The organism is Kitasatospora cystarginea (genome assembly GCF_039533515.1).
In the GTDB taxonomy this organism is placed as follows: Bacteria; Actinomycetota; Actinomycetes; order Streptomycetales; family Streptomycetaceae; genus Kitasatospora; species Kitasatospora cystarginea.
In genome coordinates this window covers 23,529-49,651 of the sequence record NZ_BAAATR010000033.1, presented here as the reverse complement: position 1 = coordinate 49,651, position 26,123 = coordinate 23,529, and the positions used below count along the sequence as shown (strand labels likewise).

At 72.5% G+C, this 26,123-nt stretch carries 26 protein-coding genes; 11 read left to right on the top strand and 15 right to left on the bottom strand.

What is annotated here, in order from left to right:
• Positions 1-252: 252 nt before the first annotated feature.
• On the bottom strand, positions 253-945 hold the full coding sequence (locus tag ABD369_RS29160; RefSeq protein WP_344639553.1) for a TetR/AcrR family transcriptional regulator: 693 nt from the start codon (positions 943-945) through the stop codon (positions 253-255).
• A gap of 103 nt (positions 946-1,048) precedes the next feature.
• On the opposite strand from ABD369_RS29160, the gene ABD369_RS29155 reads away from it, so the two are divergent.
• Complete coding sequence (locus ABD369_RS29155) at positions 1,049-2,086, top strand: aldo/keto reductase (protein WP_344639552.1); 1,038 nt, start codon at positions 1,049-1,051, stop codon at positions 2,084-2,086.
• A 159-nt stretch (positions 2,087-2,245) separates the two neighbouring features.
• Here the strand turns inward: ABD369_RS29155 and ABD369_RS29150 are convergent, their stop codons facing one another.
• Both ABD369_RS29150 and pth read right to left on the bottom strand, forming a co-directional pair.
• Positions 2,246-2,428 carry a hypothetical protein gene (locus ABD369_RS29150; protein WP_344639551.1) on the bottom strand — a complete coding sequence of 61 codons (183 nt, stop codon included), beginning with the start codon at positions 2,426-2,428 and terminating at the stop codon, positions 2,246-2,248.
• A 178-nt stretch (positions 2,429-2,606) separates the two neighbouring features.
• Complete coding sequence (pth, locus tag ABD369_RS29145) at positions 2,607-3,191, bottom strand: aminoacyl-tRNA hydrolase (protein WP_344639550.1); 585 nt, start codon at positions 3,189-3,191, stop codon at positions 2,607-2,609.
• A 311-nt stretch (positions 3,192-3,502) separates the two neighbouring features.
• Here pth and ABD369_RS29140 point away from each other — a divergent pair, with 311 nt between their 5' ends.
• Positions 3,503-4,450: an ROK family glucokinase gene (locus tag ABD369_RS29140; protein ID WP_344639549.1), complete on the top strand. Its 948-nt coding sequence runs from the start codon at positions 3,503-3,505 to the stop codon at positions 4,448-4,450.
• Between the two features lie 87 nt (positions 4,451-4,537).
• On the opposite strand, the gene ABD369_RS29135 is transcribed toward ABD369_RS29140, so the two are convergent.
• Genes ABD369_RS29135 through ABD369_RS29125 form a run of 3 tightly spaced genes read right to left on the bottom strand, consistent with a single transcriptional unit; the run spans position 4,538 to position 8,824 of the window.
• The gene (locus tag ABD369_RS29135; protein ID WP_344639548.1) at positions 4,538-5,533 is read right to left on the bottom strand and encodes an ROK family protein; all 996 of its coding nucleotides are present in this window, start codon (positions 5,531-5,533) and stop codon (positions 4,538-4,540) included.
• A gap of 13 nt (positions 5,534-5,546) precedes the next feature.
• Entirely contained in the window at positions 5,547-7,727 is a 2,181-nt protein-coding gene (locus ABD369_RS29130; protein ID WP_344639547.1) for a beta-galactosidase, read from the bottom strand.
• Positions 7,724-8,824, bottom strand: a complete 1,101-nt coding sequence (locus tag ABD369_RS29125) for a zinc-dependent alcohol dehydrogenase (protein ID WP_344639546.1) — start codon at positions 8,822-8,824, stop codon at positions 7,724-7,726. The genes ABD369_RS29130 and ABD369_RS29125 overlap by 4 nt, the downstream gene beginning before the upstream one ends.
• A 118-nt stretch (positions 8,825-8,942) precedes the next feature.
• Between ABD369_RS29125 and ABD369_RS29120 the strand changes: the two genes are divergently transcribed.
• A complete protein-coding gene (locus ABD369_RS29120) occupies positions 8,943-9,773 on the top strand; it encodes an SDR family oxidoreductase (protein WP_344639545.1) in 831 nt (276 codons plus the stop codon).
• 40 nt (positions 9,774-9,813) lie between these two features.
• Here the strand turns inward: ABD369_RS29120 and ABD369_RS29115 are convergent, their stop codons facing one another.
• The 4 genes from ABD369_RS29115 to ABD369_RS29100 form a co-directional block, all read right to left on the bottom strand.
• Positions 9,814-11,088, bottom strand: a complete 1,275-nt coding sequence (locus ABD369_RS29115; RefSeq protein ID WP_344639544.1) for a phosphotransferase family protein — start codon at positions 11,086-11,088, stop codon at positions 9,814-9,816.
• Between the two features lie 111 nt (positions 11,089-11,199).
• The gene (locus ABD369_RS29110; protein ID WP_344639543.1) at positions 11,200-12,108 is read right to left on the bottom strand and encodes an inositol monophosphatase family protein; all 909 of its coding nucleotides are present in this window, start codon (positions 12,106-12,108) and stop codon (positions 11,200-11,202) included.
• Positions 12,105-13,376 (bottom strand): aspartate aminotransferase family protein, encoded by a 1,272-nt coding sequence (locus ABD369_RS29105; RefSeq protein ID WP_344639542.1) that lies wholly within the window; start codon positions 13,374-13,376, stop codon positions 12,105-12,107. The genes ABD369_RS29110 and ABD369_RS29105 overlap by 4 nt, the downstream gene beginning before the upstream one ends.
• Positions 13,377-13,467: 91 nt before the next feature.
• A complete protein-coding gene (locus ABD369_RS29100; RefSeq protein ID WP_344639541.1) occupies positions 13,468-14,217 on the bottom strand; it encodes an HAD family hydrolase in 750 nt (249 codons plus the stop codon).
• Between the two features lie 365 nt (positions 14,218-14,582).
• Between ABD369_RS29100 and ABD369_RS29095 the strand changes: the two genes are divergently transcribed.
• From ABD369_RS29095 to ybiA, 7 genes are all read left to right on the top strand, one after another.
• Complete coding sequence (locus ABD369_RS29095) at positions 14,583-15,491, top strand: PfkB family carbohydrate kinase (RefSeq protein ID WP_344639540.1); 909 nt, start codon at positions 14,583-14,585, stop codon at positions 15,489-15,491.
• A complete protein-coding gene (locus ABD369_RS29090; RefSeq protein ID WP_344639539.1) occupies positions 15,488-16,189 on the top strand; it encodes an HAD family hydrolase in 702 nt (233 codons plus the stop codon). The genes ABD369_RS29095 and ABD369_RS29090 overlap by 4 nt, the downstream gene beginning before the upstream one ends.
• 4 nt (positions 16,190-16,193) lie before the next feature.
• Complete coding sequence (locus ABD369_RS29085) at positions 16,194-17,114, top strand: glycosyltransferase family 2 protein (RefSeq protein WP_344639538.1); 921 nt, start codon at positions 16,194-16,196, stop codon at positions 17,112-17,114.
• Between the two features lie 551 nt (positions 17,115-17,665).
• Positions 17,666-18,424, top strand: a complete 759-nt coding sequence (locus ABD369_RS29080) for a hypothetical protein (protein ID WP_344639537.1) — start codon at positions 17,666-17,668, stop codon at positions 18,422-18,424.
• A 71-nt stretch (positions 18,425-18,495) separates the two neighbouring features.
• Positions 18,496-18,891: a hypothetical protein gene (locus tag ABD369_RS29075; protein WP_344639536.1), complete on the top strand. Its 396-nt coding sequence runs from the start codon at positions 18,496-18,498 to the stop codon at positions 18,889-18,891.
• A gap of 112 nt (positions 18,892-19,003) precedes the next feature.
• The gene (locus ABD369_RS29070; protein ID WP_344639535.1) at positions 19,004-19,162 is read left to right on the top strand and encodes a hypothetical protein; all 159 of its coding nucleotides are present in this window, start codon (positions 19,004-19,006) and stop codon (positions 19,160-19,162) included.
• Between the two features lie 36 nt (positions 19,163-19,198).
• Positions 19,199-19,666, top strand: a complete 468-nt coding sequence (gene ybiA, locus ABD369_RS29065) for a riboflavin biosynthesis intermediates N-glycosidase (RefSeq protein WP_344639534.1) — start codon at positions 19,199-19,201, stop codon at positions 19,664-19,666.
• A 182-nt stretch (positions 19,667-19,848) separates the two neighbouring features.
• On the opposite strand, the gene ABD369_RS29060 is transcribed toward ybiA, so the two are convergent.
• Together ABD369_RS29060 and ABD369_RS29055 are read right to left on the bottom strand one after the other, a co-directional pair.
• Positions 19,849-20,415 (bottom strand): Uma2 family endonuclease, encoded by a 567-nt coding sequence (locus ABD369_RS29060; protein WP_344639533.1) that lies wholly within the window; start codon positions 20,413-20,415, stop codon positions 19,849-19,851.
• 400 nt (positions 20,416-20,815) lie between these two features.
• The gene (locus tag ABD369_RS29055) at positions 20,816-21,190 is read right to left on the bottom strand and encodes a hypothetical protein (protein ID WP_344639532.1); all 375 of its coding nucleotides are present in this window, start codon (positions 21,188-21,190) and stop codon (positions 20,816-20,818) included.
• A gap of 322 nt (positions 21,191-21,512) precedes the next feature.
• On the opposite strand from ABD369_RS29055, the gene ABD369_RS29050 reads away from it, so the two are divergent.
• Positions 21,513-22,232: a hypothetical protein gene (locus ABD369_RS29050; protein WP_344639531.1), complete on the top strand. Its 720-nt coding sequence runs from the start codon at positions 21,513-21,515 to the stop codon at positions 22,230-22,232.
• 316 nt (positions 22,233-22,548) lie between these two features.
• Here the strand turns inward: ABD369_RS29050 and ABD369_RS29045 are convergent, their stop codons facing one another.
• The 3 genes from ABD369_RS29045 to ABD369_RS29035 all read right to left on the bottom strand — a co-directional run bounded on the left by ABD369_RS29045 (position 22,549) and on the right by ABD369_RS29035 (position 26,007).
• A complete protein-coding gene (locus ABD369_RS29045) occupies positions 22,549-23,223 on the bottom strand; it encodes an arylsulfatase (RefSeq protein ID WP_344639612.1) in 675 nt (224 codons plus the stop codon).
• A 115-nt stretch (positions 23,224-23,338) separates the two neighbouring features.
• The gene (locus tag ABD369_RS29040; protein WP_344639530.1) at positions 23,339-24,643 is read right to left on the bottom strand and encodes an NRAMP family divalent metal transporter; all 1,305 of its coding nucleotides are present in this window, start codon (positions 24,641-24,643) and stop codon (positions 23,339-23,341) included.
• Positions 24,640-26,007: a magnesium transporter MgtE N-terminal domain-containing protein gene (locus tag ABD369_RS29035; RefSeq protein WP_344639529.1), complete on the bottom strand. Its 1,368-nt coding sequence runs from the start codon at positions 26,005-26,007 to the stop codon at positions 24,640-24,642. The genes ABD369_RS29040 and ABD369_RS29035 overlap by 4 nt, the downstream gene beginning before the upstream one ends.
• Between the last annotated feature and the right edge of the window lie 116 nt (positions 26,008-26,123).

Genomic DNA, 26,123 nt, shown 5'->3' with positions numbered 1-26,123 from the left:
GTCTCCCTTGACGTATCACCTGGACGGACTTCGCCGACCACCGGAGCCGGGCGGCTCACACCGGCCGGCCGCCGCTCCGCCACCGTACGGGACGGTGCGGTTCCGGTGATCCGTGCCCGCCGCCGTGTACGGGCGTGTCCCGCACCGCCATGCTTCACCCGAACCGGTGACCCGGCCAGGACCTGCGGTGTGCCTGTCGGCCGAGGTGAGCGGAGGCGGTTCCCGGCTGTGTGTGGCGCGCTCCCGGCGAAGTCAATGCCCGTCCGGGCGGTGCCCTGCGGCCGCCGGGCCGACGGCGGTCGAGGACGGGGCCGGGGAGTGGGGGAGGCGGTAGGCGCCGGCGCGCGCGGCGGCCGCGGCGGCCGCGGCCGCCTGGTCCGCGGCGGCGGGATCGATCGGCTCACCGCTGGCGAGGAGGCGGTGGTAGAGCGGGGCGGAGACGGCGCGGATGACCTCGTGGGGATCGGTGCCCTCGGGGAGTTCGCCCCGTTCGATCGCCCGGGTCACGCAGGGCGCCCATTCGGCGATCCGGGTGCGGTAGAAGCGGTGCAGGGCCTGGGCGGTGTCCGGGTCGCAGGTGGCGGCCGCGATGACGGCCTTGAACAGCGGGCCCTGGCGGGGGTCGGTGAGGGTGCGCTGGACGAGGTGGGCGTTGGCCCGCAGGTCTCCCAAGAGCGAGCCGCTCTCGGTCCGCGGCAGCGACTGCTCGGCCATGTCCACCAGCAGATCGGCGACCAGTGCGGTGGTGGTGCCCCAACGGCGGTAGACGGTGGTGCGGCCGACTTCGGCGCGGCGGGCGATGTCGCCGAGGTCCAGGTAGGCGAAGCCGTGCTCGGCGAGCGCGTCCCCGGCCGCCTGCAGTACGGCGGCGCGTACGCGCGCGGTGCGTCCACCGGGGCGGGCCCGCCCCGGCTCCTGGGCTTCGGCAGCGCCTTCTGTCGCCATAACGGGACTCCTGTTCCATTAGATGGCCAAGCCTGTTAGATTGGAGCCATCTTAACGGAACTTCAGTCCCGTTAGTGGGGCTGTGGCGGTGAGAGGACCAGCCATGGAGTACAGGCAGTTGGGGGCATCCGGTCTCAAGGTCCCCGCGTTGAGTCTCGGTACGGGCACTTTCGGCGGCCAGGGGCCGCTCTTCGGCTCCTGGGGCACCACGGACGCCAAGGAGGCACGCCGGCTGCTGGACATCAGCCTGGAGGCCGGGCTCACCATGTTCGACTCCGCTGACGTCTACTCCGACGGCGCGTCGGAGGAGGTGCTCGGCCAGGCCGTCAACGGGCGTCGGGACCAGGTGCTCATCTCGACCAAGGCGGGCCTGCCGCTGGGGGACGGGCCGGGCGAAGCGGGCACTTCCCGAGCACGCCTGATCAAGGCCGTCGAGGAGGCGCTGCGCCGGCTCGGCACGGACTACATCGATCTCTTCCAGCTGCACGCCTTCGACGCCGCGACCCCGGTCGAGGAGGTACTGGGCACGCTGGGCGATCTCGTACGGGCGGGCAAGATCCGCTACACCGGGGTGTCCAACTTCTCCGGCTGGGAGCTGATGAAGTCGCTGGCGGCGGCCGAGCGGCTGGGTACTCCCCGCTATGTCGCGCACCAGGTCTACTACTCGCTGGTCGGCCGGGACTACGAGTGGGAACTGATGCCGCTCGCGGCCGACCAGGGGGTCGGCGCCGTGGTCTGGAGCCCGCTGGGCTGGGGCCGGCTCACCGGGAGGATCCGGCGCGGCAGGCCGTTGCCGGAGGGCAGCCGGCTGCACGACACCGCCGACTACGGCCCGCCGGTCGAGGAGGAGCAGCTCCACCGTGTGGTCGACGCCCTGGAGGAGATCGCGCAGGAGACCGGCCGGGCCGTCCCGCAGATCGCGATCAACTGGCTGCTGCGGCGCCCGACGGTTTCCTCCGTCATCATCGGCGCCCGCAACGAGGAGCAGCTGCGGCAGAACCTCGGCGCCGTGGGCTGGAGCCTGACGGACGACCAGGTCGCCCGGCTGGACGCGGCGAGCAGCCGCACCGCGCCGTACCCCTACTTCCCCTACCGGCGGCAGGAAGGCTTCGCCCGGCTGAACCCGCCGATGGCCGGCTGAACCCGCCGATGGCCGGCTGAACCCGCCGGAGCGACGCCCGGGCCCCAGCGAGCCGCCGTGCGGGCGCCGGCGTCCAGCGGACCGGTCGACGTCCGCGCGGTCGGCCCGCGACGAGGGTGCTCCCCGGGCCCTGCCGGGGGAGCACCCCTGCGTGCGGCGTCACTGGAGATCCTCGAGGTCGTCCTGGTCGTAGGAGGTGTCCTCGTCGGTCGGGGCGCTGCGCCGGGATTCCTGGCGGTGCTGCCGGAGCTGGCGTTCCTGCTCCTGTACGGACTGGGTCTCCTCGGTGAGGTCGTCCATGTAGTGCGTCTCGCCGTACGGGTCGCGTTCTCTGTCGGCCATGTCTTCCCTCCTCGGTCGAGCTGGGGTCGAGCTGGGGTCGAGGGGGCGGACGTCGGGCGGACGTCCCCAGAACAGCGTGGCACTCACCCGGATGGCCCGCACATCGGTGGACGGACACCTCGGGGCACCGGCCGGACGGCAGGGTGCGGTGAAGGTCCCGCGCCGGCCCGGGAGCGGCTCACACGCCGGCGGAGTGCAGCTGGGTCTGGGCCTGGCCCAGGCCACGGGTGACCAGTGCCTCGACGGTGTCGGCGCAGCGGTCGAGGAGCGCCGGCAGTTCCGTCCGCTCGCTCTGGGAGAACTCCTTCATCACGAACGTCCCTATCGTCTGGCCCTTCGGCGGACGCCCGATGCCGAAGCGGAGCCGGGTGTAGTCGCGGGTCCCCAGGGCGTTGCCCACCGAACGCGCCCCGTTGTGCCCGCCGGGACCGCCCCCGCGCTTCAGCCGGATGACGCCGAACGGGAAGTCCAGGTCGTCCTGCACCACGACCAGCCGCTCGGTCGGAACGCCGTACGTCCGCAGCGCGGTGACGACGGGGTTGCCCGACAGGTTGATGAACCACTGAGGCTTTGCCAGGACCACGAGCCGGCCGTCGACCTCGATCTCCGCGGCGCCGTAACGGGCCTTGCGCAGCCGGAACTTGGCGCCGTAGCGCTCGGCGAGCCGGTCGACAGCCAGGAACCCGGCGTTGTGCCGGGTGCCGGTGAACCACGGCCCGGGATTGCCCAGGCCCACCACCAGCCAGCGCTCGTCAGACCTCATCGACTCAGAACCTCCGCGTATCGGTACCACGCCGGTCACGGTTCGGCCGGCGCGGACGGTATTCTGCGCCATCGGCCTGACAGACCGTCTCCCGGATGGCCCCAGGAGGGCAGGAGCAGCAGCGCCCCCGCGACGGTACGAGTTCCGCGCCCCGGGGTCCCAACTCCCGGGGAACCACCTGCCGGTCGGCCGCCGATGGCCGGAAGGACACTGACCGACGCCGGGTGCGGGGCAGCAGAATGCCCGAGTGGGCCCGGCCGAGTCCGAGCGGTGCGGGCGCAGGCCGACGGCAAGCGGGAGGTCTGGGGGCGATGGCACTCACCATCGGTGTGGACATAGGCGCCAGCAAGATCGCGGCTGGGGTGGTCGACGAGGCGGGGCGGATCCTCGGCCGGGTGAGGGTGGCCACCCCTCGGGAGCCGGACCGGGTCGAGTCCGCCGTCTGCGACGTCGTCGAGGCGGTGCGCGGTGACCATCCGGTGGCGGGCGTGGGACTGGGAGCCGCCGGATTCGTCGACGAGAAGCGCGCCACGGTGCTGTTCGCCAAGCACATCGGCTGGGAGTCCGAACCGCTCGGGGCCGTGGTCGAGAAGGTGCTCGACCTGCCGGTCACGGTGGAGAACGACGCCAACGCCGCTGCCTGGGGCGAGGCGCGGTTCGGGGCCGGACGGGGCCGTGACCCGGTGGTGTGCGTCACCGTCGGCACCGGGATCGGGGGCGGTCTGGTGGTCAACGGCGGTCTGTACCGCGGCCGTTACGGTGTCGCGGCGGAGTTCGGCCATCTGCCGGTGGTCCCCGGTGGGCTGGTCTGCGGCTGCGGCAGCCGGGGGTGTTGGGAGATGTACGGTTCGGGGACCGCGCTGGTACGGGAGGCGAGGGCCCTGGTGGCCGCCGGCACCCCGGAGGCCGCGCCGCTGCTGCGGCGGGCGGGCGGCACCGTCGACGGACTGACCGGCCCGCTGCTCACCCGGGCGGCCGGGGAGGGGGACCAGGCGGCACTCGGCCTCCTCGCCGGGCTCGGCCACTGGTTGGGGGTGGGTCTCGCCGCGCTGGCCGCCGTCCTCGATCCCGCCTGCATCGTCATCGGCGGCGGTGTGGGTGCGGCGGGCGAGCTGCTGCTCGGCCCCGTCCGGGAGTCCTTCCGCGAGCACCTCACCGGGCGCGGCCACCGGCCAGAGGCGGCCGTCCGGCCGGCGGCGCTGGGCAACGACGCCGGTCTGGTCGGGGTGGCCGACCTGGCCAGGCGGCCCCTGGGATGAGGTCCGCGCGGTCGCGCCGCGCTCGGGAGACACCGTGGTGAGGCCCGGGTGGCCGGCCGGGGAGGGGAGTGGCTGGCCGTGCTCCCGTCAGGACCCGTCGGGCGACCGGCCGGTGAACTCGTCGAGCGCCAGCACGGCCGCGCCGATCGCGCCGGCGTCGTTCCCGAAACGAGCGGGCACCATGGGCACCCCGGGACGGTCACCGGGGGAGTACAGCCAGCTGGTGAACGCGGCACGGGCCGGCCCGAGCAGGAGCTCGCCGGCCGAGATCGGGCCGCCGCCCACGACCAGTACCGACGGGTCCAGCATGTTGGCCAGCGAGGCGAGTCCGCGGCCGGTGAGCGTGCCCACCCGGGCGAGGATTTCGACGGCCTGCGAGTCGCCCTCCTCGGCCGCCCGGGTGACCGCCTCTCCCGCGCCGGCGCTCCCCCGGCCGATCAGCCTGGCCAGTGCCGAGCCGGGACGGGCCGCGGCGGCCTCGCGGCCGAGCCTGGCGATGGCGCGGCCCGACGCGGAGACTCCCCAGCACCCGTGCTCGCCGCACTCGCACCGGGGGCCCTGCGGATCGACGATGAGATGGCTGACCTCGGCCGCGTAGCCGTGGGATCCCCGCAGCAGCCGCCCTCCGACGATCATGCCGCAGCCCAGCCCGGTGCCGATCGTCACCAGCACCATGTGGTCGTGGCCGCGGCCGGCACCTAGTCGGTACTCGGCCCAGGCGGCCGCGTTCGCGTCGTTGTCGGTGCGGACCGGCAGCCCGACCGAGTCCGCGATCATCCCCCGCAGCGGGGCCCGGGCGAACTCCAGGCCGGGGGCGAAGACCAGTGCTCCGGTGCGGGCGTCGACCATGCCGGGCAGGCCGGCCCCCACCGCTACGACCCGGTCGCCGCGGACCTGCTTCACCAGGCCGGCGAGGGTGTCGACGAGGTCCTCGGCGCTACCGCGCGGAGTGTCGCAGCGGGCCCGGGCCAGTACCGTGCCGTCCCGGGCGACCCGCAGCGCCGCGATCTTGGTGGCGCCGACGTCGATGCCCACGGCCTCCGTCGGGGCGGCTCCTGCCGGTGGCGGGGTTGATGTCGTCATTGCGCCTCCGTCGTCACTGTGCCTTCGGCAGAGTCACCCGCAGGTCCGGCGGCCCGCCGGCGGTACGGACGTCGAAGCCGCTCGGCCGGCGCACCGCGGACAGGTCGCACGGCTGGTCCGAGGTGAGCACGTCATCGCCCGCCCGAACCCGGACCGGCACTCCCGAGTCGGTCCTCTCGTCCAATCCTTTCACATAGCAGGCCCGCAGCCGGCCGTGCGAGATCCGGACGACCGCGCAGCCGCCGGACACCAGGTCGGCGGTGACGGGCCGTCCACGGAACTCGGTGCGGGCCCGCCGCACCTCGTCGGACCGGTTGAACAGGAACACGAAGCAATCCTCGGGATCCGCCGCCGAACTCCGGAACTCCAGCCACCCGCCGGTCCCCGGACGTACCGTCACCTCACCCGCACGGGTCAGCCACTTTGCCACCGCCGCCCCGACGGGCCGATCGTGCGGCGCGACCACACGGACCTTCGGCGACCGTTCACCGCTCGCCGTCAACCGTCCCACCGCGTCGGCCAGTTCGGTGCATGGCGTCAACATCTCGTCCAGACGAGGGAGTTCACCCAGCAGCAGGAGGGATCCTCCGTCGTCCGCGAATCGGGCCAGCCGTCCTTGCAGCGCCCGCCCCATGAAGAAGCCGGAGGACACCACTAGCGGCCCGTCCCCGGGGCCGGGCGCCCACTCCCCGGTCAACTCGGCCAGCCGGAAGGGCAGGTTGTGCGCCAGGCAGTGGGCGACGAACGGGACCAGGGTCTCCCCGGCCGGCGCGGGCAGCGGGCGCCCGGCCCAGGTGGCGGGCCCGCCCTTCTCGGACGCCCAGGCACCGACCGCCGCGTACGGCGGGTGGAGCCCCCAGGTGATGCCCGGCTCCGGCAGGGAGCGGACCAGGGCGGCCCCCTGCCCGGCGAGGAAGTGGGTCAGCACGCGCAGCGCGGCGAAGGCCGGGCCGGGAGTGCCGTCCACCCGGATCGGTGCCGCCTCCCCGTACGGCGGGTCGAGTTGCGCCGGATCGCCGGCCGCCTGTGCCAGGTAGCCGCGGTCCACTGCGAGGTGCTCGCCCCAGCCGGCGGTGGCGCAGGCCGGATAGACGTCGATGCCGGTCGCTCCGCAGGCGACGCCGAGCAGGGCGTGGTGGATCGGGACCACCGGGAAGGCGCAGCCCGGGTCCACCCGGCCCAGCCCCCAGTTCTCCTCGATGTTCGGGCCGCGCCCCTGCTTGGCCGCCAGGACGTAGTTGACCAGGGCTTCGTCGTCCGACAGCACGTTCCCCGCCCAGCTGGTGTAGGCGCGGGGCAGCGCGGTGGGCCGCCCGGGCCGGTTCCTGGCCAGCCAGGCGTCGTACCGGCCGGTCGGGCGGGCGGGGGCGCGGTCGGCCCGGGCCGGGGGCGAGGAGGTGGTGAACACCGGGACGGCCGGCCCGAGTTCGACCGCGAGCGTCCGCATCCCCTCGGCGAGCGCCTCGGCCGACCACTCGCCCCAGCGCAGCATGGACCGCAGCCGGTCGGTGGAGAGCGGACCGTCGTCCGGTCCGGGTGCCTCGACCCCGGGCGCGAAGGCGCCGAAGCGGCGCAACCCCGCCGGTGAGTAGTCGAGGGCGTCGATCGCCAGGGCGGTCTCGCCGTAGTGCCCCTCGTTGCCGATCTGCACCGCGACCACCGGGCCCGCCGGGTGGAGGAACGGCTGCAGGACCCGCCCGACGGCGCGCAGCCAGGATCTGGCGTCGGCGAGGAAGACCGGGTCCGAAGCCGAGGGCAGGGCGAGCCGCTGGGAGAGCAGCGGCTCGCCGTCGGCCGAGAGCGCGGCCTGGCGGCCGGGGGTGGCGGTGGGGCTGAGCCGGTCGGGCAGCCCGCCGAAGGGCAGTTCGGCGTGGACGAACGGGCCCGGTTTCGGCACCGCGAGCAGCCCGGTGGCGGCGACCAGCTCCAGGAAGCCGACCAGGTCGCGGTTGCCGTCCCCGGCGAACCGGAAGTGCCGGCCGCCGCCGTCGGCGACCTCGTGGTGCCGCCAGGGCACGTAGCAGGTGACCGCCTCGATCCCGGCCGCGCGGATGGCCCGCAGCTTGGCCGCCCACCGTTCGGGAGCATCCCGGTAGTACGGGTACTCGCCGGCGATCAGGAACCGCGGACCGCCGTCGAGCCAGAGGGCCCCGCCCACCATGGCGGCCCGGGCCGCGCCCGGTTCGCCCGTCACGGCGCCATCCGCTCGTCCGAGGCCAGCAGCACCTTGAGCGCACCGTATCCGGTGGGCGGGTCGCCCGGGTCGCCCGGGTCGCCCGGGTCGCCCGGGTCGCCCGGGTCGCCCGGGTCGCCCGCCGGCTGCGGTCCGGCGGGTGCGGCGGCCAGCAGGGCCAGGGCCTCGGCGTACCGGTCCAGCGGGAGCACGTGGGTGACCAGGGAGTCGAGCGGCAGGTCGGCCGCCAGGTCGAGCGCGAGCTCGAAGTCGGCCGGCCGGTACGGTCCGGCACCCACCAACCGGATGCCCCGGGTCACCAGGTACCGCAACGGTACCTCGGCGACGGCCGTCTCCCGTTCGCCCATCACCACCACGGTGCCCGCCGCTGCCAGCGTGCTCAGGACGCCGTTCGGCAGGGTGCCGGTGGTGTCGATGACGGTGTCTGGGGCGGGAGTGCCCGGGCCGGTCTCCTCCGTGGCCAGTACCCGGACCTGGCGCGGCAGCAGGGATTCGGCCAGTTCCAGGCGGAGCGGGTCGCGGTCGGTCAGTGCCACCCTGGCGCCGCGCCTGGCGAGGACCAGCGCGCACAGTGCGCCGATCGGGCCGGCGCCGATCACCAGGATCCGGTCGTCCGGGCGCGGCCCGGCCGCGGCCAGGTTGTTCAGTACGCAGGCCAGCGGTTCCACCAGAGCGGCGCGCCGGTAGGACATCGATGCCGGCAGGCGGTGCACGAAACGCTCGGGCAGGACGACGTACTCGGCCATCGTCCCGTCGCGGTCGACCCCGATCTCCCGGCCGTCCTTGGCCTCGCAGTGGGCCGGCAGCCCCCGTCGACAGGTGCGGCACTGCCAGCAGTAGGAGGTCGGGTTGATCACCACCCGGTCGCCGGGCACGAGCGAGGTGACCGCGGCCCCGACCGCGGCCACCTCGCCGGCCGCCTCGTGCCCGAGGATCACACCGGGCTTGGCGGGGAAGCCGCCGAGCACGATCAGCCGGTCCGTCCCGCAGACTCCGGTGACCGCGACCTTGACCAGGACCTCGTCGGCCGCGGGCACCGGCACCGGGCGGTCCTGGAGGGCCACCCGGCCCGCCTTCTCGAACGTGAGCGCTTTCATCCGGCTCCTCCCCTCTTCCCCCAGGGCGGGCCCGCGTGGTGTCATCGCATCGCGCGACCACATGACCGGCTCAATGCCCTTGATGGGAGCTGTTTATGACGATTCATCAGGTCACTGCATGAGGATCCTGCTGCTCGGTGCTTCGGGGTTCGTGGGCGGCGGTCTGTGGACCGCCCTGGCCGACCGGCACGAGGTGGTCGGCACCTTCGCCACCCGCCGGGTTCCCGGGCTGGTGCCGCTCGACCTGCGGGACGAGCGGGCCCTCGCCCTGCTGGCGGGCGAGGGCGGGTTCGATCTCGTCGTCCACGCGGCCGGACTGGTGCCGCTGGAAGCGGCGGAGAGCGATCCCGTGCTGGCCCACGCGCTGAACGTCCGGCCGGTCGAGGTGCTGCTGGACTCGCTGCGGGGCTCGGCGGCCAAACTGCTCCTCCTCTCCAGTGACAACGTCTTCGACGGCACCCGGCCGCGGTACACCGAGGACGACCCCAGGTCCCCGGTGAACGTCTACGGCCGGACCAAGGCGGCCGCCGAGGACCTGCTGCTCGCGGACGGCACCCACCTGGTGGTGCGCATTCCGCTGGTCTTCGGACGCAGTCCCTGGGCGGACACCTTCCTGGCGCGGATGGCCGGGCCGAGGACCGCCGCCCAGACGGATCTGGTCTGCGCGCCGCTGTACCTGCCGAGCCTCGCCCCGGCGCTGACCCGGCTCTGGGACCGCACCGGGGTGGTGCACTACGGCGGCAGGGAGGTGGTGACCAGGTTCGAGCTGATGTCGCGGGTCCAGCGGGCGCTCGGCCTGCCCACGCGGGTGGTGCCGGTGCGCGACCGGGAGATCCATCCCGACTGCCGGCGTCCGCCCCGGCTGGTGCTCAGGAGCGCCCGGCACTCCCTGGAGGGGCCGGACCTGGACAGCGCACTCGCCCACCTGGCGGCGGACGCGACCGGCTGACGGGCGCGCCGGACGGGTGCCGTGGTCGGCGCGGCACCCGTCATCCGCCCGGCAGGTGGTCGGCCACCAGCGCGAGGTGGCGATCCGCGTCCAGCTCGCCGGGCCGGCCGAGCTGCACGTCCAGATCGTTGATCAGCAGAGCGCCGAGGAGGTAGTGGCCGAGGGCGAGTTCCGTCGGCGTGGAGTTCGCACCCCGCACGTCGGGCTTGGGTTTCGGGTCCGAGAGCCGGCACGGGGCCTCCGCCAGTACGTGGAGATCGTGGAGCAGCAGCAGCCGTTCCAGCCAGTGCGGATCGTCCTCGAACAGCTCGGCCAGCCCGTCGGTGGCCCTCAGGAACGGCAGGAACCGGTGGATCGCCGCGCGGTACCCCGGGAACACCTGCTGCCGGAAGCCCACCTCGTACTCCCCGCGTCCCGAGCGGCGCACCGAGAAGCCGAGTCTCAGTCCCGGGTCCCACACGCTGAGGCTGAACAGGGTCTTCGCCAGGTCGTAGACCGGGTCCCAGGGGTCGGTGGCGCCGCGCGGGTCGATGATCCGGAACTCGGCATCCGTACCCGGGAGTTCGCGGAGCAGCAGATTGCGCGTGTTGGCGTCCCCGTGCGCGGGGAGCATCAGCCGGACCGGCGCCATCCGGGCGAGCCGATCCGAGTGACGGGCCGTCAGTCGATCCAGCACCAGCCGCGGGGCGTCGCACGGTACGCCGTTGACGACGAACCGGTCGGCGTCGAGCAACTCGGCGGGCAGCGCCCCGCGCAGCACGGGCAGCCGGCGCAGGAAGCGCCCCACCGTGATCGCGGCCAGGTGGCCGGCCGGGGCCGGGACGGCGTGAACGGCGTAACCGTCGAGGACCAGGGCCCGGACGACCGCCGTGTACCGGCGGAAGAAGGTCTCCGCTCCGTCGGACGGACCGCGCAGCGGGGCCGCGAGATCCTCGGAGGCGTAGTAGGGCGTGGTGCAGGCCGACCAGGTGTCGCCGTCGAGGGCGTGCACGATCGGGAGGTAGTGCGCGGCCAGCCGTGGCGCGCCGGCCCGGATCAGCTCGATCTGGCGCAGCTTGTGCCGGAACGAGGTCAGGTCGTGGCCGTCCACGACGCCGTCCCCGGCCACCAGGACCTTGACCACCAGGGCCTCCCCGGACGCCGTGCCGGCCCGGTACACCCGGGCGGGGGAGCCGCCGTCGAGGATCTCGTCGCCGACGCTCAGACCGAGTGCGCCGGCGACGGCCGCCAGGGCGCTCTCGTCGGTCCACCCGCCGGCCGGGGGACCGAAGGGTAGGTCGATGTGCTGGACGTCGGTGTACCGGACGTCGGTCAACGGCGTTGCCTCCTCGTCCCGGGGCGGGACGGCGGGAACCTCCGCCCCGGTCGTGCTGTGGCGTCCCTGCGGACGCTCCGGCGGACGGGCCCCGGAGCGTCCTCGGTCCGGCTACCAGCGGATGGACTCGATCAGCGCGGCGTGCAGCTTCGCCGTGCAGGCGGCGATGCACGAGCGCTGGTTGGCCGGGCCGATGTCCAGCAGCAGGGTGTCGCGCAGCGAGCCGCCGTAGGCGTCGGTGATGGTGACCCCGGCCCGCTCCGCCAGGAAGACCGAAGCCGCGATGTCGTACGGGAACAGGTGCAGGATGCTGCCGTGGCCGACCCGGCGGAACTCGGACTCGGTCTCGGGGCGGTCGCGGAGCAGCCGGTTGCCGATGTCGACGTAGGCGTCCATCTGGCCGGTGATGATCCGGGAGATGGAGAAGGACGCGCTGTTGAACACGTACACGCCGCCCCGGTTGGCCGAGGCGTCGACCAGGTGGCCGTAGGCGCCGAGCATCAGGTGTGCCGGGTGGCCGTTGAACTCCAGCGACCAGAACATCCGCTCGAGGTCCTCGGTGGCCGACAGCCGGGGCACCGGGGTGCGGAAGCCGCCGGTCTCGATCCCGCTGCCGTGGACGTCGGCGTACAGCCAGTTGCCCGTCTTCAGCTCCTGGAGCACGGCGTACTCGATGTCGCCGATGGTGGGCGACTCGGTGAAGCGGGCCGCGGCGATGGAGACGCAGGCCATCTCCAGGTCGGCGGCGGCGCCCCTGGTGCCGTCGATGGGGTCGATGACCAGCACGTGCCGGGGCCGTGAGCCGATGGTGCGCAGGCCCTCGCTCTCGGTGTAGACCGCGACGGGTGCGCCCTGCTCACGCAGGTAGTCCCAGGCGGCCCGTTCGGCGAGGACGTCGACGGGGAACTCGGCGTCGCCGCCCATCGCGGTGCCCGCGACGTAGCGGCTGCCGACGCTCTCCCGGCCGCTGTTGACGGCCGCCCGGATCCGCCGGGACAGGCCCTGCACCAGCGCCCTCATGCGACCGAGAGGAACAGTCGCTCCAGCAGGTCACACATCTCGTCCGCCTCCCGCATAGTCATGATCAGTGCCGGTCGAACCTTCAGCACGTTGCCGTGCCCGTACAGCGACGTCCGCAGCAACAGTCCCTGCTCCAGGCCGAGTTCGGCCAGGTGGTTGGTCAGCCTGGCGTCCGGGCGTCCGGTGCGGTCCACGATGTCGATGCCGATCATCAGGCCCACACCGCGCACCTCCTGCACGAACGGCACCTTGGCGGCCAGTTCGCGCAGCCGGGCCGTCACGTGCGCGCCCACCGCCCGGACGTTCTCCAGGAACCCGGGACGGCCGATCACCTCGATGGTCTTCACGGCCGCGGCGGCGGCCAGTACGTTGCCGCCGAAGGTGGAGTTGATGTGGTGCCCCGCCACGCCGGTCAGCCGGTCCTCGGTGAGGATGCCGGCGATCGGCATGCCCGAGCCGCCGAGTCCCTTCCCGAACGTCATCATGTGCGGGGCGACCCCGAAGTGGTCGGCGGCGAACATCTGCCCGGTGCGGCCGAACCCGGTCTGGATCTCGTCGAAGACCAGGATGATCCCGCGCTCCTCGCACAGGTCCTTGAGCGCTTGGAGGTAGCCGTCCGGCGGCACCACGTTGCCGCCGTTGCCGCTGATCGGCTCCAGCACCACGCAGGCCACCCGGCCGGTGCTGGCGTAGTCGATGAAGTCGTTGATCCGCTCGACGCAGAGCAGGCCGCAGGTGGCCCGCTCCTGCTTGTAGAAGCAGCGCAGGCAGTGCGGGTCGGGGACGTGCACGACGCCGGGCAGCATCGACGGGAAGGGGGTCCGGCGGAAGGCCGCGCCCGAGGCGCCGATCATCGCCAGCGTCTGGCCGAGGTGGCCGCGGAAGAGCGTGACCACGTCGGACTTCCCGGTGTGCGCCTGGGCGATCTTGACGGCCCCCTCGTTGGCGTCGGAGCCGCTGGCCGACTTCAGGTGCACCCGGGTGAGGTTCGGCGGAGAGACCTCGGCCAGCTTCGCCACCAGGTCGTTCAGCGGGCCGGTCTGGAACTTGGAGGTGACGTGGATCAGATTGGCGGCCTGCTCGCGAACCGTCTCTACGATCTCGGGGTGGGCGTAGCCGAGGCTCAGGTTGAACGTCCCGGCGGAGCAGTCGAGATAGCGCCGTCCGTCGTCGGAGTAGAGGTAGACGCCCTCACCGGCGACCACCCGGAGCTTGTCCGGCAGGTAGTAGTAGTGGTCCAGGACGTTCCCCACGTCCTGCGCGGACACGGGAGTAGGGCGGGCGACCGGTGATTCGGGGTCGGCATGCGTCATGAGCTCTGCCTCCGGCAGGTCGGCGGTTTCGCGGGGACGGGCACACTCACCGGGTGAGCGGCAGCGGACCGGTGCGGTCCGGCCGGGCGGGGCCCTGGGGGAGCGGTCCGAGGAGCGCGGGCAGGTCGAGCTGCTCGAAGGAGTCGCAGCGCAGATCGGCCTCGCCCAGATCGAGCCCGGCGGTCATCGGGTTGGGCACCGCGACGCACCGGATCCCGGCCCGCTTCGCGGCACGCAGGCCGCTCGGCGTGTCCTCGAAGGCCACCGCCTGCTCGGCGGGTACCCCCAGCACGTCGAGGGCCTCGACGTACAGGTCCGGCTCCGGCTTCGCGCGGGAGAGGTCACCGTCGGCGCACCGCACCGTGCTCCACCCCTCCCATAAGCCGCACTGCCGCGCGTACCGGGCGATCCAGTTCCGGGTCGAGTTGCTGACGATGGCCCGGGAGACGCCCAGCGCGTCGATCGTCCGCAGGACGGAGTGCACCCCGGGCCGGCCGCGCAGTCTGCCGAGCAGTTCGCGCTCCCGGCGGCGGACCCGGTCCTGCAGGGCCCGCCGGTCCACCGGCCTTCCGGTGAACTGTTCCAGCTGCGCCCACAGATCGAACCCGATCGTTCCGACGACCGAGGACCACAGCTCCGCGGAGAGCCGTCCGCCGAATTCCAGGAAGATCTCGGCGTGGGCGCGGAAGATGTCCGGCTCCGGATCCCACAGCGTCCCGTCGAAGTCGAAGAGGACCGCACGGACCGTGGACGAACTGGATGATTCCGTTTCGGGTAGCACGAGGGAAGACTTCACGCGGCTCTCCGTCCAACTCGGTACGGACTGTTGGGACGTGCAGCGGTGCGGTCTGTGTGGCGCGGGTGTCCGGTCGTGCGGGATCCCCGGGGCCCGGCGACCGGCGAGTGACAGGCTAGGCAGGTGCGCCACGGGAAGGGAAGAGTGCGTAGGCGTTCGGTCGGCCCGGAACGCGTACCCGTCCCGGAACAAGGGATCGGCCCGGCGGGTGGCGATCCGGCCGAATCGCCGAGGTGTTCTTCCCGGCGGTGCGACGGGGTGTCACACTCGGGCGACGACGTGTCCGATCACGTCCGGTGCCCGAGCAGACGTGTGCTTTTCCCGCGCCCGGTTCTCCCGGGTCCAGTACGGGAGTCGACGAACTGATGGACGAGGACGCTCTTCTGTGCGATACGCCGTTGCGCCGGCCCACCGGGCCCGACCGGTTCCGGGTGGCGGTGGTGGGACATGTCGAATGGACCACCATCGCCCGGGTCGAGACGGTGCCGCTCCCCGGTGACGTGATCCACGCGGATCCGCTCTGGCAGGGCCCGGCGGGCGGTGGCGCGGTGGCCGCCGTGGGGCTGGCGGAACTCGCAGGCGGCTGCACCTTCTTCACCGCCCTGGGCGACGACGACGCCGGGCACAGCTCGCGTACCGAGCTGGAACGGCGGGGCGTACGGGTGCTGGCCGCACCCCGCCAGGGGCGGACCCGCGAGGCGGTGAGCATGGTCGACGGCTCCGGGGAACGCACCACCGTCACCCTCGGCGAACGGCTGGAGCCGGCCGGGGGTGACGCGTTGGACTGGCGGGAACTGGCCGGTTTCGACGCGGTGTTCTTCACCGCCGGAGACACCGCCGTGCTGCGGGCGGCCCGGCAGGCGGCGGTCCTGGTGGTGACCTCGCGGGAGCTCGCGACGGTGTCGCGGTCGGGGGTGGTGGTCGACGCCATGGTCGGCAGCGCGCACGACCCGGCCGAGCGCTACGACCACACGCTGCTGGCGGAACCGCCTGAACTGCTGGTCAGCACCGAGGGTGTCCGGGGCGGGCGGTTCGTCCGCCGCGGTGAACCCGCTCGGCGCTACCCGGCGATCGAGGCCCCCGGGCCGGTGGTGGACACCTACGGCGTCGGCGACAACTTCGCCGCCGCGCTGACGTTCGCGCTCGGCTCCGGCTCGCGGACCTGGGAGGCGCTGGAGTTCGCGGCCCGCCGCAGTGCGTCCTGCGTCGCGCGACGCGGGCCGTTCGAGGCCACTGCCCTGGCCGGCGCCGGGCAGCGGGGGGCGGGCACGTGACGGCGACCCTGCTGCTGTGGGACATCGACGGCACCCTGATCTCCAGCGTCCCCGGGTGCGCCGAGATCTACCCGCGCGCCTTCGAACGGCTCACCGGCCGCCCCGCGGTCCACCAGGTGGACATCTCGGGTCGGACCGAACGGGACATCATGGACGAGTTGTTCCGCCGGAACGGACTCGGACCGGCCCCGCGGCACCGGTTGGCCGAGGTGCTGGTCCAGGAGCTCCGCCACAAGGCCGCAGAACTCGAAGCCGTCGGACGGGTCCTGCCCGGTGCCCGCGAAACCCTCACCGCGCTGGGCATGCGCGAGGGCGTCGTCCAGTCCGTGCTGACCGGGAACCTGCGCGCGAACGCCGCCCTGAAGCTCGGCGTCTTCGGACTCGACGAGCTGGTGGACCAGGAGGTCGGCGCCTACGGGGACGACGCGGTCGAACGGGCCGCCCTGGTCGCCGTCGCCCGGCGCCGTGCCGCGGCCGTCCACGGCCGCGTCTTCGACGCCGGCAACACCGTCCTGATCGGCGACACCGTACGGGACGTGGCAGCGGGCCGGGACGGCGGGGCCCGCGTGGTCGCCGTCGCCTCGGGGACGACCGGCGCGGCCGAACTGCGGGCGGCGGGAGCGGAGTCCGTCCTGCCCGATCTGCGGGACACCCCGGCGGTGATCCGCGCGGTATGGCCCGGCGGCGGCGCAGTATGACTCCATGTCGGAAGCGCAGAAGTTGAACGAGGCCGAGAAAGCCGAGAGGCCACCCGGAGCCGGGACGGTCTCGGTCGTGATCCCCGCGCGCAACGCCGCGGCGACCATCGCCTCGCAACTCGCGGCGCTGTGGCGGCAGACCTACCCGGGACCGTGGGAGGTCGTCGTGGTCGACAACGGTTCGCACGACGGCACCGGCGAGGTACTCCGGTCCTGGCAGCTCAGGATGCCGCAGCTGAAGGTGGTCAGCGCTCCGGCGAGCGGCGGCGCGAACCACGCGCGCAACATCGGGTGCCGGCACGCGAGGGGCGAACTGGTGCTCTGCTGCGACGCGGACGACCTCGTCGCCCCCGACTGGATGACCGCCATGGTGGAGACCCTGCGGACCAGTCCGGCCGTCGGCGGCTCGATGGAGCGCCGCATGCTCAACGGCTCCGTGGCACTCGCCGCGCGCCCGCCGCGCGGGGCCGACCGGCTGCTCGACACCTTCGGCTTCCTGCCCTATCCACTGGGCGCCAACTGCGGGTTCCACAAGGAGCTGTGGAGACGACTCGGCGGATTCGACGAAAGCTACCGCTACGGCTCCGACGACGTGGAGTTCTTCTGGCGGGCGCAACTGGCCGGATACCGCCTGGACTTCGCGCCGGACGCCGTCGTGCACTACCGGCTCCGCGCCGAACCGCGCGCCATCGTCCACCAGCAGTACCGCTACGGCAGATCGCACGCCAAGCTCTACCGGGACTTCGGCCCGCACGGGATGCCCCGCTCCCGGCCCGCCGAGGCCGCCAGGGCGTGGTGGGGCCTGCTGCTCCACGCACGGGACCTGGCCGCCTCACCGGAGAGCCGCGGCGCCTGGCTCGCCGTCCTGGCGCTCCGCGCCGGCCGGATCGCCGGGACGCTCCGACACCGGCGGCGCTACCTCTGAGAACGGCAGGCCCGACCGATCCGCGGTCACCGCGCCGCCTGAGGAGTACGCGGGCGGTGGTGACGAGGTCGAGCTCTGCCGACGAGCCGAACTCTCCTCGTACACGCTGGTGTTCGCACCGGAGGCGGTGAGGCGGTGCCGGGTGCGCGAACACCTCCGGTCAGTAGCCCGCCAGGGAGTCGGTTACGGCTGGGGCGATGCCCGGCTGATCCGCGACTTCCGTGCCCACGCCCTGCCACCGGCGGCGGCCCGGGAGGCGCTCCACAGCCGGTACCGGCTGGCGCAACGGCTTCCTGAAGTCATTTCACCGGAGGATTACGGGAGTTGGCGGCACGAGGCGGCCTGGGGCGCGGCCGCCTGGTGGGCAGTGTCCGGTACCGCGTGCCCGGTCCGTCGAAGCGGACCAAGCCCAGGTCGACCCGGTTCTGGCTCAGCTTGTGTCGTGTGATGACGCGCGGTGATCAGCGGGCGGTTTGAAGGCACTGCGCGTCCCCGAGTCAGAACGGCGGATCTTCGGTGTAGCCGCCTGTCCAGGAAGCTCGTTCGGCCACGTGTCCCCATGCCTCCAGCGCCTCCAGAACGCGACCCCCGAGTGCGGCACCCTGGTGGCCCGTTCGTACGTCCACCCGGCACTGCCGCCCGACGAGGTCCGGGTGCTGCTCACCGGTGCCGACGCGGGCCGCCATCGCGACCGTCTGATGGCCCACCAGGGGTGGGAGCTCATCGGCACGGCTGACACCGCGCTGCCGGACCGGGGGCCGATACCGTTCCCCGAGTCCGCGCTGGCCGAGCACCCCGGCCGGGCGGAGGCGGTGCTGCACTTCGTCGAGCGCTTCGAACGGGAGACGGCCGGCTGGCAGCGGTACCTGAAGCACGATCTCGACGCGGTCTTCCGGGAGCTCGCCAAGGCCGAACCCGCGCTGCTGCGCTGCTTCCTGGACGGGCTGGCCGACCGGTGCCTCGAAAACCGTGAGAGCGCGGCCGCGGTCGCGTACTTCGCCCGGGCCCGGGCCGCTGAGCGCAGCCTCACCGAGCCGTGCGACCAGGACTGGCTGGCCGACCGCTACGCGGCGTTCGACGCGGTCGGCGCGCTGACGGACACCGCGCTGCGGGCCCGGATCAAGGAGGTCAATGCCCGGGACATCCGGCGGACGGCGCGGACTGCCGGCCTCGACCCGGAGCGCGAACTGGCGCGAGTGGTGCACCGGTTGCTGCCTGCCCGGAGCCACTGCTGCCGTCGCACTGGCAGCCGTCCGGCTCGGGCCTGCCCGCGCTGGCCGACCTGCGGCTGCTGCTCTCCGGCGGCCTGACCGAGCTGGCCGCCCACCTCGCGGGGGACTCCACCCGAAGCCCCGGCTGGGAGCAGGACCCGCGCCGCAGCGTGCCCGAGCTGGTGGCCGAGTGCGCCGAGGTCTGCGGACTGCCGGTGGACGCGGCTGCGCTCTACCTGATGCTGCTGGCCCTGCCCGACCCGACCGACCGCCGGGTGAAGCAGTGGACGAGTTGGTCCGCAGCGGCGCTGAGGAAGGCAGGGGAGAGCCTGGCGGCGACCGGCCTGGTGCTGCGGACCACCCGGGCGCGGGCCGGACGGCAGCTCTTCGTCCCCGGAGCCTGGGCGGAGCTCAAGGCACCCCGGCTTCCGCTGGAGGCAGCCAAGCTTGCCCTGCTGCCGTACCCCGCCGAGCGCGCCTCCGCGGCCCACGCGGCGGTGGTGCCCACCCGGCCGCTGCCGACCCTGTTCACCGAAGCCTGGGGGAAGGCGGGCCGAGAGCGCTGACGAGCCCGCCGCGGCCTCCCCACGAGCACGGGGCACAGGCGCGACCCGACGAGTGGACAGGCAACTGGAACATGCTGTTCGCGCCGCTCGCGGAAGGCGTCATGAGTCACCAGTGAGCGGCGCCGCACGCCAGGACGGCGACCGGACCGTCCTCGACGAACTGCTCCAGGTCCTGCGGCTCGGCTGCTCCTACCAGCCCGTCGCGGATGCCACCCGCTCGGGCCGAGGGGAGGGCGGGCAAAACCGGTTGCGAGTGCAGCCCAGCGCCTGAGACCGTGCGGGTTCCCGCAACTGCCACGAGGCTCGGATGACGATCTACTTCTACGGTGCCGACGAGGTCCCCTACGGTTGCTTCTCCAACTTCTCTGCGCACAGCCTGGAGCTCGACGGGCACCTATGGCCAACCTCGGAGCACTACTTCCAGGCCCAGAAGTTCATCGGCACCCGCCATGCTGATCTGATCCGCCGGGCCCGCACGCCATTGCGTGCAGCCGAGTTGGGCCGTGACCCGTCCAAACCGCTGCGGCGGGACTGGGACCGTGTCAAGGACGACGTGATGCGCCGTGCCGTGACGACCAAGTTCCGGACGCATGCCGACATCCGCGACATCCTGTTGTCCACCGCCGACGAAGAGATCGTCGAGGACACCACCACCGACCACTACTGGGGACGCGGGAGGACCGGAACCGGCAAGAACATGCTCGGCCGGATCCTGATGCGCACTCGTAGTCAACTCCGCACCGAAGTCCAAGGAAGCTGCGGTCGCTCCGGATAGCGTCTTGTGTAGTGATCGCAATGCCGTGGCCAGGAGGGTCGGAGAGCTGGTCGGGTACTGGAGGAGGGGGCGGAGGGCATCCTGGCGGAGATCCGGCCCACCGCTTAGGCGGGCACCGACTCCCGGCCCGCGCCAAGGGGACCATCCCCGCGTCCGCGGGGCCGTCCAAATCAGGGAGGTGCTCAGAAATCGCTGGTGTCGAGATCGAGATCGAACGGCTCCGGCAGGCGCACCGGAATACCGAACGGGTGCGGGCCTTCCACGCGGGTGTAGCCGAGTCGTGCGGGCTGGGAGAACAGGGTGCAGGAGTTCTCCTGTCGGTCCACCAGCAGGTAGAGCGGGGCACCGTACTGCGCGTAACGGCGGCGTTTGACGGTACGGTCGGTGTCGCTGTTGGAGGGAGAGGTGACCTCCACTACAAGTACCGTCTGGTCGGGCAGGAGTGCGCCTTCGGTCTTGGCGAGTTCGGCGGGGACGACGGCCATGTCGGGGATGTACCAGTTCTCGCTGCCGGGCAGGTCGAGGTTGCCGGAGCCGGCACGTAGGCCGAGTTCGCGCATGCGCGGGCCGATCTGCTCCCGGATCAGATCGGTGGCGTTCTCGTGCGCCCAGGACGGCGACATGGGGGTGATGACTCCCTCGACGATCTCGGCGCGGTCACCGGCGATGTGCTGTACGGCGTACTTCAGCGCACGTTCCGGATCCGGTACACGGCTGTAGTCGCCAGGCGTGGCGGGGGCAGTGCTCATCAACTCGTCTCCTCTCCTCGGCACAGCGTAGGCGGTTCGAGAAGGCGTAGGGGCCATCCCCGCGTGCGCGGGGCCGCATACGCGGCCGAACGGCAGGATCCGGCCGCCCCGAGCGGCACGCTGGGAGTGCCGTCGCTGCTGAAGATCTGTGAGGCTCTGCACGCCGACACCGCGGTGCTGATCGGGCAGCAGGCCCCGCGCCGCGCGATGGCCACGATCGACCGGCGGATGCCGTCCGCCCTCCGCCACCGTGGGCGGCCCGACGCGTGCCTGATCGCGGCCCCTTCGCACCGGGGGTCCAACGGTGAGGATCCGGCTGGTGACGAGCGCGGGGTCGTGAGCGGGGAGGGCGCGGCCGGTGCCGGGGACGATCTCGACCTGCACCCCCACTGGGAGACCCTCAGACGCGATAGGCGAACCGGCCGAGGTAGTGCAGAGAGGTACCGTGCGGATTGGTGACCACGTTGGGAGCGAAGACACAGATCGCAGCGTCGGCCAGCTCGGTTGACTCCACTTGTGGCAGCCACTGGTCAGCGTACGAGGCATCTCGAAGGAGTACCTCGGGGACAACCGGAGCGAGGTGGCCGTCGTCCTGGGCGTGGATGGCTTCGACACACATCGGTTCGAGCTCGGCAATCCCAGCCTCTCCCATGAAAACGGATGGCTCCGCATCCCCGTCCTCTGACCGCCCCTGATCGACGTAGTCGCGGATGTCTTCAAACGAGGAGAACCGGCCCCACGAGAGGAAAACGTGCACCACGCTGGCTTCATTCACCCGACGATTGTCGCCCGACACTGATGCGACTGACCCGCTTCAGCCGAGGAGTGAGCGGTTGAGTTGGCGTGTGGAGAGCTCCGCGACGGCGGCGGCGGTGAGCCGGGACACGGCAGTTACGACTCGGCCACGCCTGTTGAAGCCGGAACGACACCGAAAATCGATCTCGGGAATGAGCGCCGTGGTCCCGTCACCTGTGGGGACGGGCTGACGGGGAGCGGATGGGCGTGAGTGTCCGATGGGCAGGGTTGACTTTCCCTCGATCGATCACACGTGCTGGCAGCCTGGCCGATCGCCAGGGGAGAGCGATGGAGGTTTCCGAATGCGGGAAGATGTCATGACGGCCGGGACCGAGTTGCGGGTCTACCCTGAGCCCGCGGACGTGTTCGTCGCCGACCAGGTCGAACTGGCAGAGCACTTGCACCCGTTGATCTCGATCGATCTCGCCGGGGTGGACCCGGCCTGGCACGGCTGGATCCACCTGGTCAGCCCGCTGGAACCGGCGAGCGGCTACCTCGGCGACCACACCGAGGCCTTCCACTCGCCCCTGCAGAAGACCAACTGGCTCGGGTTCTCGATCGAGGACGACCGCTACCGCCTGCTCGGCGACCGGCGCTACTTCGTGCAAGCGACGACCCGCGAGGAGCTGCCCGACCCCTGGCCCGGGTTCCGTGCGGAACTCGACGGGCACTGCGAGTCCGAGGGACGCAGCTACCTGGCGCACCGGGACGCCTTCCGTCGTGAGGGCGTCCTGCTCATGCGTCATGACAACGGGTCCCTGCGGTCCGTTGGGCCCAACGCCATGGCACTGTTGGAGCAACTCGGCGGCGATGCGGACCCTCACGGGAACTGGGTCCGGCCCGAGCTGTTCCACATCGAGTACGACGACGACAGCGCATGGCCGGTCAGTCCGTCCGGGAACCCGTTCCGCTTCGTGGCGTCGGTGCCGGGCTGGCACTACCGCGGAACGGGCGCTGATTCAATCCTGTTGTTCTTCGAGCCCGTCGAGCGGCTCGCAGTGTTGACCTTCGACTGGAGCTGAGGCGCTGCCCAGGGGCGTGGGGAGCCACTGGCGGAGCCGCTTTCGGCAGCTGGTGCGCGCGCAGCGTGCGGGTCCGGGAGTCGGCGTGGTGGTGCGGAGGGGCGTCGTCGGTGCCGCTGACACTGCGGGTGCCGATTCATTCATCCGCGAAGTCCGGGCGGCAGCGGCAGGTCGGTACTCGTGGAGTGTGCCGCCGGGTCGATCTCGTCGGCGAACCTCCAGCCCTGTTCGCCGCCGCCGTCACGGCCTCCGGGCAGTGAGCGTTCCAGTCGGTGGGCAGGGTGGCGGAACCGAAGCGCGCACGCATGCCGGTCGACTACTCGGTTCTGCTGGCAGGACATGACGCGGCGGCAGCGGCGGCGCGGAGTCCCGGAGCGGGGCTGGACAGGACCGGTACGGCGGTCGTGGTCCGATTCGCGGCCCCTGCCATGGATGCCTGGGCGAGGACGATGACGTCCGCGCCGTCCACGGCCTCGACGGCGGCAGCGATCGCGGTCAGATAGCCGGCCTGGTCACCTCGTTCGAACTGGTCCCAAGCGCCGTCGACCACGACGGCCGTCATTGTGACCGACCGGTCGGATCGAGCGGCCTCCTCATCGATGAGGGCGACTGTCGGGACCACGGTGTCGGCCACTGCGGCGATCACGACGATGTGTGTGGTGGTCCGGTCCCCGCCGGGTGCAACGGCGACGGCGGCTGCCGCCATCGGACGGTCGACGCGCAACACGGGCACTCCCAACGCCGCGGCACGGGTTTCCGCGACGCCGCCGATCGTCGAGCAGGTGCACAACACCGCAGCGGCCCCGTCGGCGACCGTGGAGGCGAGCGCTTTGTCGATGTCCCCCGCAACGGCGTCGGGCCCGTCGGTCCGGGCCCTCGTCAGCAACTCCTCGGACACGATGTGCCGCAAGGGCAAGCCGGGGTGGTCGCGGTCGCGAAGCGCGTCGAAGACCGGGACGTGGACGGACGATGTGTGGAGCAGCGCCAGCATGTGCGCGATGCTATCGGCCGTGGTCGGGGCCCCGTCGCCGGGAGGTGAACCGGGACGCGTCAGCTGGAACCAGTAGGGCTCGGTCACCAGGCGGTCTGTGCCGGCGGGACGATGCTCAGCCGACTCCGAACCAGCCGAGGACGGTCTGGACGAGCAGGATGGTGGACATGGCGGCCACGCCGATGACCACGGTGGTGGCCGCGGTGCGGTACCTGGGGCTGTTGGCCGCCTCGCCCAGGACGGAGCGGCGGTTGGTGAGGACCAGGAGGTAGACGAGCACGACCGGGCTGATCAGGCCCTGCAGGACCTGGGTGCCGATCAGCAGCTGGATCACATCGACGGGGGTGAGAGCGACGATCGCGCCGAGGGCGATCTGGGCGGTGAACAGCCCGAGGAACAGGGGGGCGTCGCGGAAGCGGCGGGAGACGGAGCGTTCGACGCCGGCGGCCTCGCCGACGGCGTAGCTGGCGGAGAGCGGAACGACGGCGCCGGCCAGCGCGGAGGCGCCGATCAGTCCGAACGCGAACAGCAGCTCGGCGCTCGGCCCGGCGACCGGCTTGAGGGCTTCAGCGGCCTGGGCGGCGGACTCCAGGGGGCCGGTGCCGCCGATCGCGGCAGCGGTGGCGATGATGATGGTCAGGCTGATCAGGCAGGCGAACACCGCGCCGAGGACGGCGTCGGCCCGGATCAGCTTGTAGTCGGCGGGCTTGGCTCCGCGGTCGACGACACCGGCGGCGGCGTAGAACTGCATGTAGGGGCTGACGGTGGTGCCGATCAGGGCGACGGCCAGCAGGATGAAGTCCTTGCTGGGCTCGATGTGCGGCACGACGAGGTGCTCGCCGACCTGCCCCCAGTTCGGGTGACCGAGGACCATGGCGACCGGGTAGGCGAAGAAGGCCAGCGACATGACCAGGAAGATGCGCTCGGCCCACTTGTACGAGCCGAACAGCACCAGCGACCACAACAGGACGGCGGAGGGCGGGATGACCGCCCACTTGGGAACGCCGAGGAGCTCGAACGCCGCGCCGATCCCGGCGAACTCGCTGACGACCAGGCCGGTGTTGGCCAGCAGCAGGCAGAAGACGGCGAGCGCGGTCAGACGGAGGCTGAACTGCTCGCGGATCAGCGCGCCCAGACCCTTGCCGGTGTGGGCGCCGAGCCGGACCGCCATCTCCTGCACCATCACCAGGGCGACGGTGACCAGCACCATGAAGAACAGCGTCCCGTAGGTGAACTGGGAGCCGGCCGAGGCGTAGGTGGCGATGCCGGCGGCGTCGTTCCCGGCGTTCGCGGCCACCAGGCCGGGGCCGGCGACCATCGCGACGGCGGCCAGACGGCGCAGCCCTCTGCGGCGGGAAGGCGCTGCGACGGCGGGCGGCGCGGTGGCTGCCGCGGTGACGGTGTCGAGGTCGCGGGTCACTTGAGAAGCCTCCGGAAGTGCAGGCGCCCGCGCTCGGGCAGCAGGGCGTCGAGGATGTCGTCGGCCAGGATCCGGCCAAGTGGGTGCGCGTCCTGGTCGACGACGAGCAGGGAGGTGGCGCGGGCGGCGACAAGGTGGTCGGCGGCCTCGGCCAGGCGGGTGTCGGGCCGCACGGTGACCGGCGGGCCGAACTGGGCGAGCCAGGCCACCAGGTCCGCGACCACCGCGGTGTCCTCGGCCACCGCCAGGTCGAACAGCGGGATGTCGCCGATCAGGCGGTCATCGTCGTCCAGCACGGCGACTGCGTCGACCTCGGTGCGGTGCTCGGCCTGCGCGGCCAGTTCCGCGCGCACATCGGCGATCGTCTGCGAGGGACGGGCGGTGACCAGCAGGGTGGTCATCGCGCCGCCGGCGGTGCCCTCGCGGTGGGTGAGCAGGGTGCGCAGCTCGGCAGCCTCGGGGGCGGGCATGCGTGCCAACAGGGTCTCGCGCTCGCCGGGGAGCAGGTCGCGCAGGGCGTCCGCGGCCTCGTCCGGCTCCATCTCGTCCACCAGCCGGGCGGCGTGCTCGGGCGGCGCTTCGCGGAGCAGGTTCTCCAGCTCGGCCGGTTCCATCTCCTCCAGCGCGTCCGCGGCATGCTCCGGCTCCAGCCAGTCCAGCAGCTGCTGCCGTTCGTGTCGGCCGAGGTCCTCGAGGATGTCGGCGAGGTCGGCCGGACGCATGCGGTGCAGCGCGGAACGCGACGCGCGCAGCCGCACCTCGGCGGGCCCGTGCATGGCCTGCTCGCCGAACGGGGCGACGGACTGCCAGTCCAGGACGCGTTCCGGGGTGGGGCGGATCTGCCAGCGGCGGGGGCCGATGCGGCGCAGCAGGGTGGAGAGGGAGACGTCCACCCCGACCAGGACGGTGCGGTCGGCCAGCGGCGCCAGGTACAGATCGGCGGCGCGGGTGACCTGGATGCCGTCGATGTCGACGAGCTGATGGTCCATCACGTCTCGGGCGAGCAGCACCTCGCCGGGGCGGCGGGTGAAGTCACGCAGGTCCACGCGGGCGGTGCGCAGTCGCGCCTGCCCGGAGAGGACCCTGTCGATCGCGTCGGCGGCGATGAAGGCGCGTCGCCGCCCGATGCGGATGATCAGGCCGGTGACCGGCGGATAGGGCTCGGGTCCGTAGAGGCGGGCGACCACGTCGACGATGCGCCCCACCTCCTGGCCGGCCTGGTTGGCGACCGGACCGCCGATCAGCCCGGCCAGGGACACCAGCGACGTGCGGACGGCTCGTGAGGCGGTGGAGCGGCGCTCGGCGTCGACCGTGCGACCGCGCAGACGGGCCGTAGCGGACATGAACAGAGTGGTGGCAGCCACGATGAACACCCCCTTGCCTCGGTGTGACGAGGCATCAGGAGGCCCAAGGGTGCACCGCCGCCTCCTGGCCGCCGTAACGGCGCCGCACGCACGGCGGCACATCCCACCCGGACGTG

Excerpts from the sequence above, each read along its gene's own strand:
- ABD369_RS29120 (WP_344639545.1), top strand. The coding sequence starts at position 8,943 with ATGAGGATCCTGCTGCTCGGTGCTTCGGGGTTCGTGGGCGGCGGTCTG.
- ABD369_RS29045 (WP_344639612.1), bottom strand. The coding sequence starts at position 23,223 with ATGCTGGCGCTGCTCCACACATCGTCCGTCCACGTCCCGGTCTTCGAC.
- ABD369_RS29150 (WP_344639551.1), bottom strand. The coding sequence starts at position 2,428 with ATGGCCGACAGAGAACGCGACCCGTACGGCGAGACGCACTACATGGAC.
- ABD369_RS29140 (WP_344639549.1), top strand. The coding sequence starts at position 3,503 with ATGGCACTCACCATCGGTGTGGACATAGGCGCCAGCAAGATCGCGGCT.
- ABD369_RS29160 (WP_344639553.1), bottom strand. The coding sequence starts at position 945 with ATGGCGACAGAAGGCGCTGCCGAAGCCCAGGAGCCGGGGCGGGCCCGC.
- pth (WP_344639550.1), bottom strand. The coding sequence starts at position 3,191 with ATGAGGTCTGACGAGCGCTGGCTGGTGGTGGGCCTGGGCAATCCCGGG.
- ABD369_RS29050 (WP_344639531.1), top strand. The coding sequence starts at position 21,513 with ATGCGGGAAGATGTCATGACGGCCGGGACCGAGTTGCGGGTCTACCCT.
- ybiA (WP_344639534.1), top strand. The coding sequence starts at position 19,199 with ATGACGATCTACTTCTACGGTGCCGACGAGGTCCCCTACGGTTGCTTC.
- ABD369_RS29135 (WP_344639548.1), bottom strand. The coding sequence starts at position 5,533 with ATGACGACATCAACCCCGCCACCGGCAGGAGCCGCCCCGACGGAGGCC.
- ABD369_RS29110 (WP_344639543.1), bottom strand. The coding sequence starts at position 12,108 with ATGAGGGCGCTGGTGCAGGGCCTGTCCCGGCGGATCCGGGCGGCCGTC.
- ABD369_RS29125 (WP_344639546.1), bottom strand. The coding sequence starts at position 8,824 with ATGAAAGCGCTCACGTTCGAGAAGGCGGGCCGGGTGGCCCTCCAGGAC.
- ABD369_RS29085 (WP_344639538.1), top strand. The coding sequence starts at position 16,194 with ATGTCGGAAGCGCAGAAGTTGAACGAGGCCGAGAAAGCCGAGAGGCCA.
- ABD369_RS29060 (WP_344639533.1), bottom strand. The coding sequence starts at position 20,415 with ATGAGCACTGCCCCCGCCACGCCTGGCGACTACAGCCGTGTACCGGAT.
- ABD369_RS29155 (WP_344639552.1), top strand. The coding sequence starts at position 1,049 with ATGGAGTACAGGCAGTTGGGGGCATCCGGTCTCAAGGTCCCCGCGTTG.
- ABD369_RS29095 (WP_344639540.1), top strand. The coding sequence starts at position 14,583 with ATGGACGAGGACGCTCTTCTGTGCGATACGCCGTTGCGCCGGCCCACC.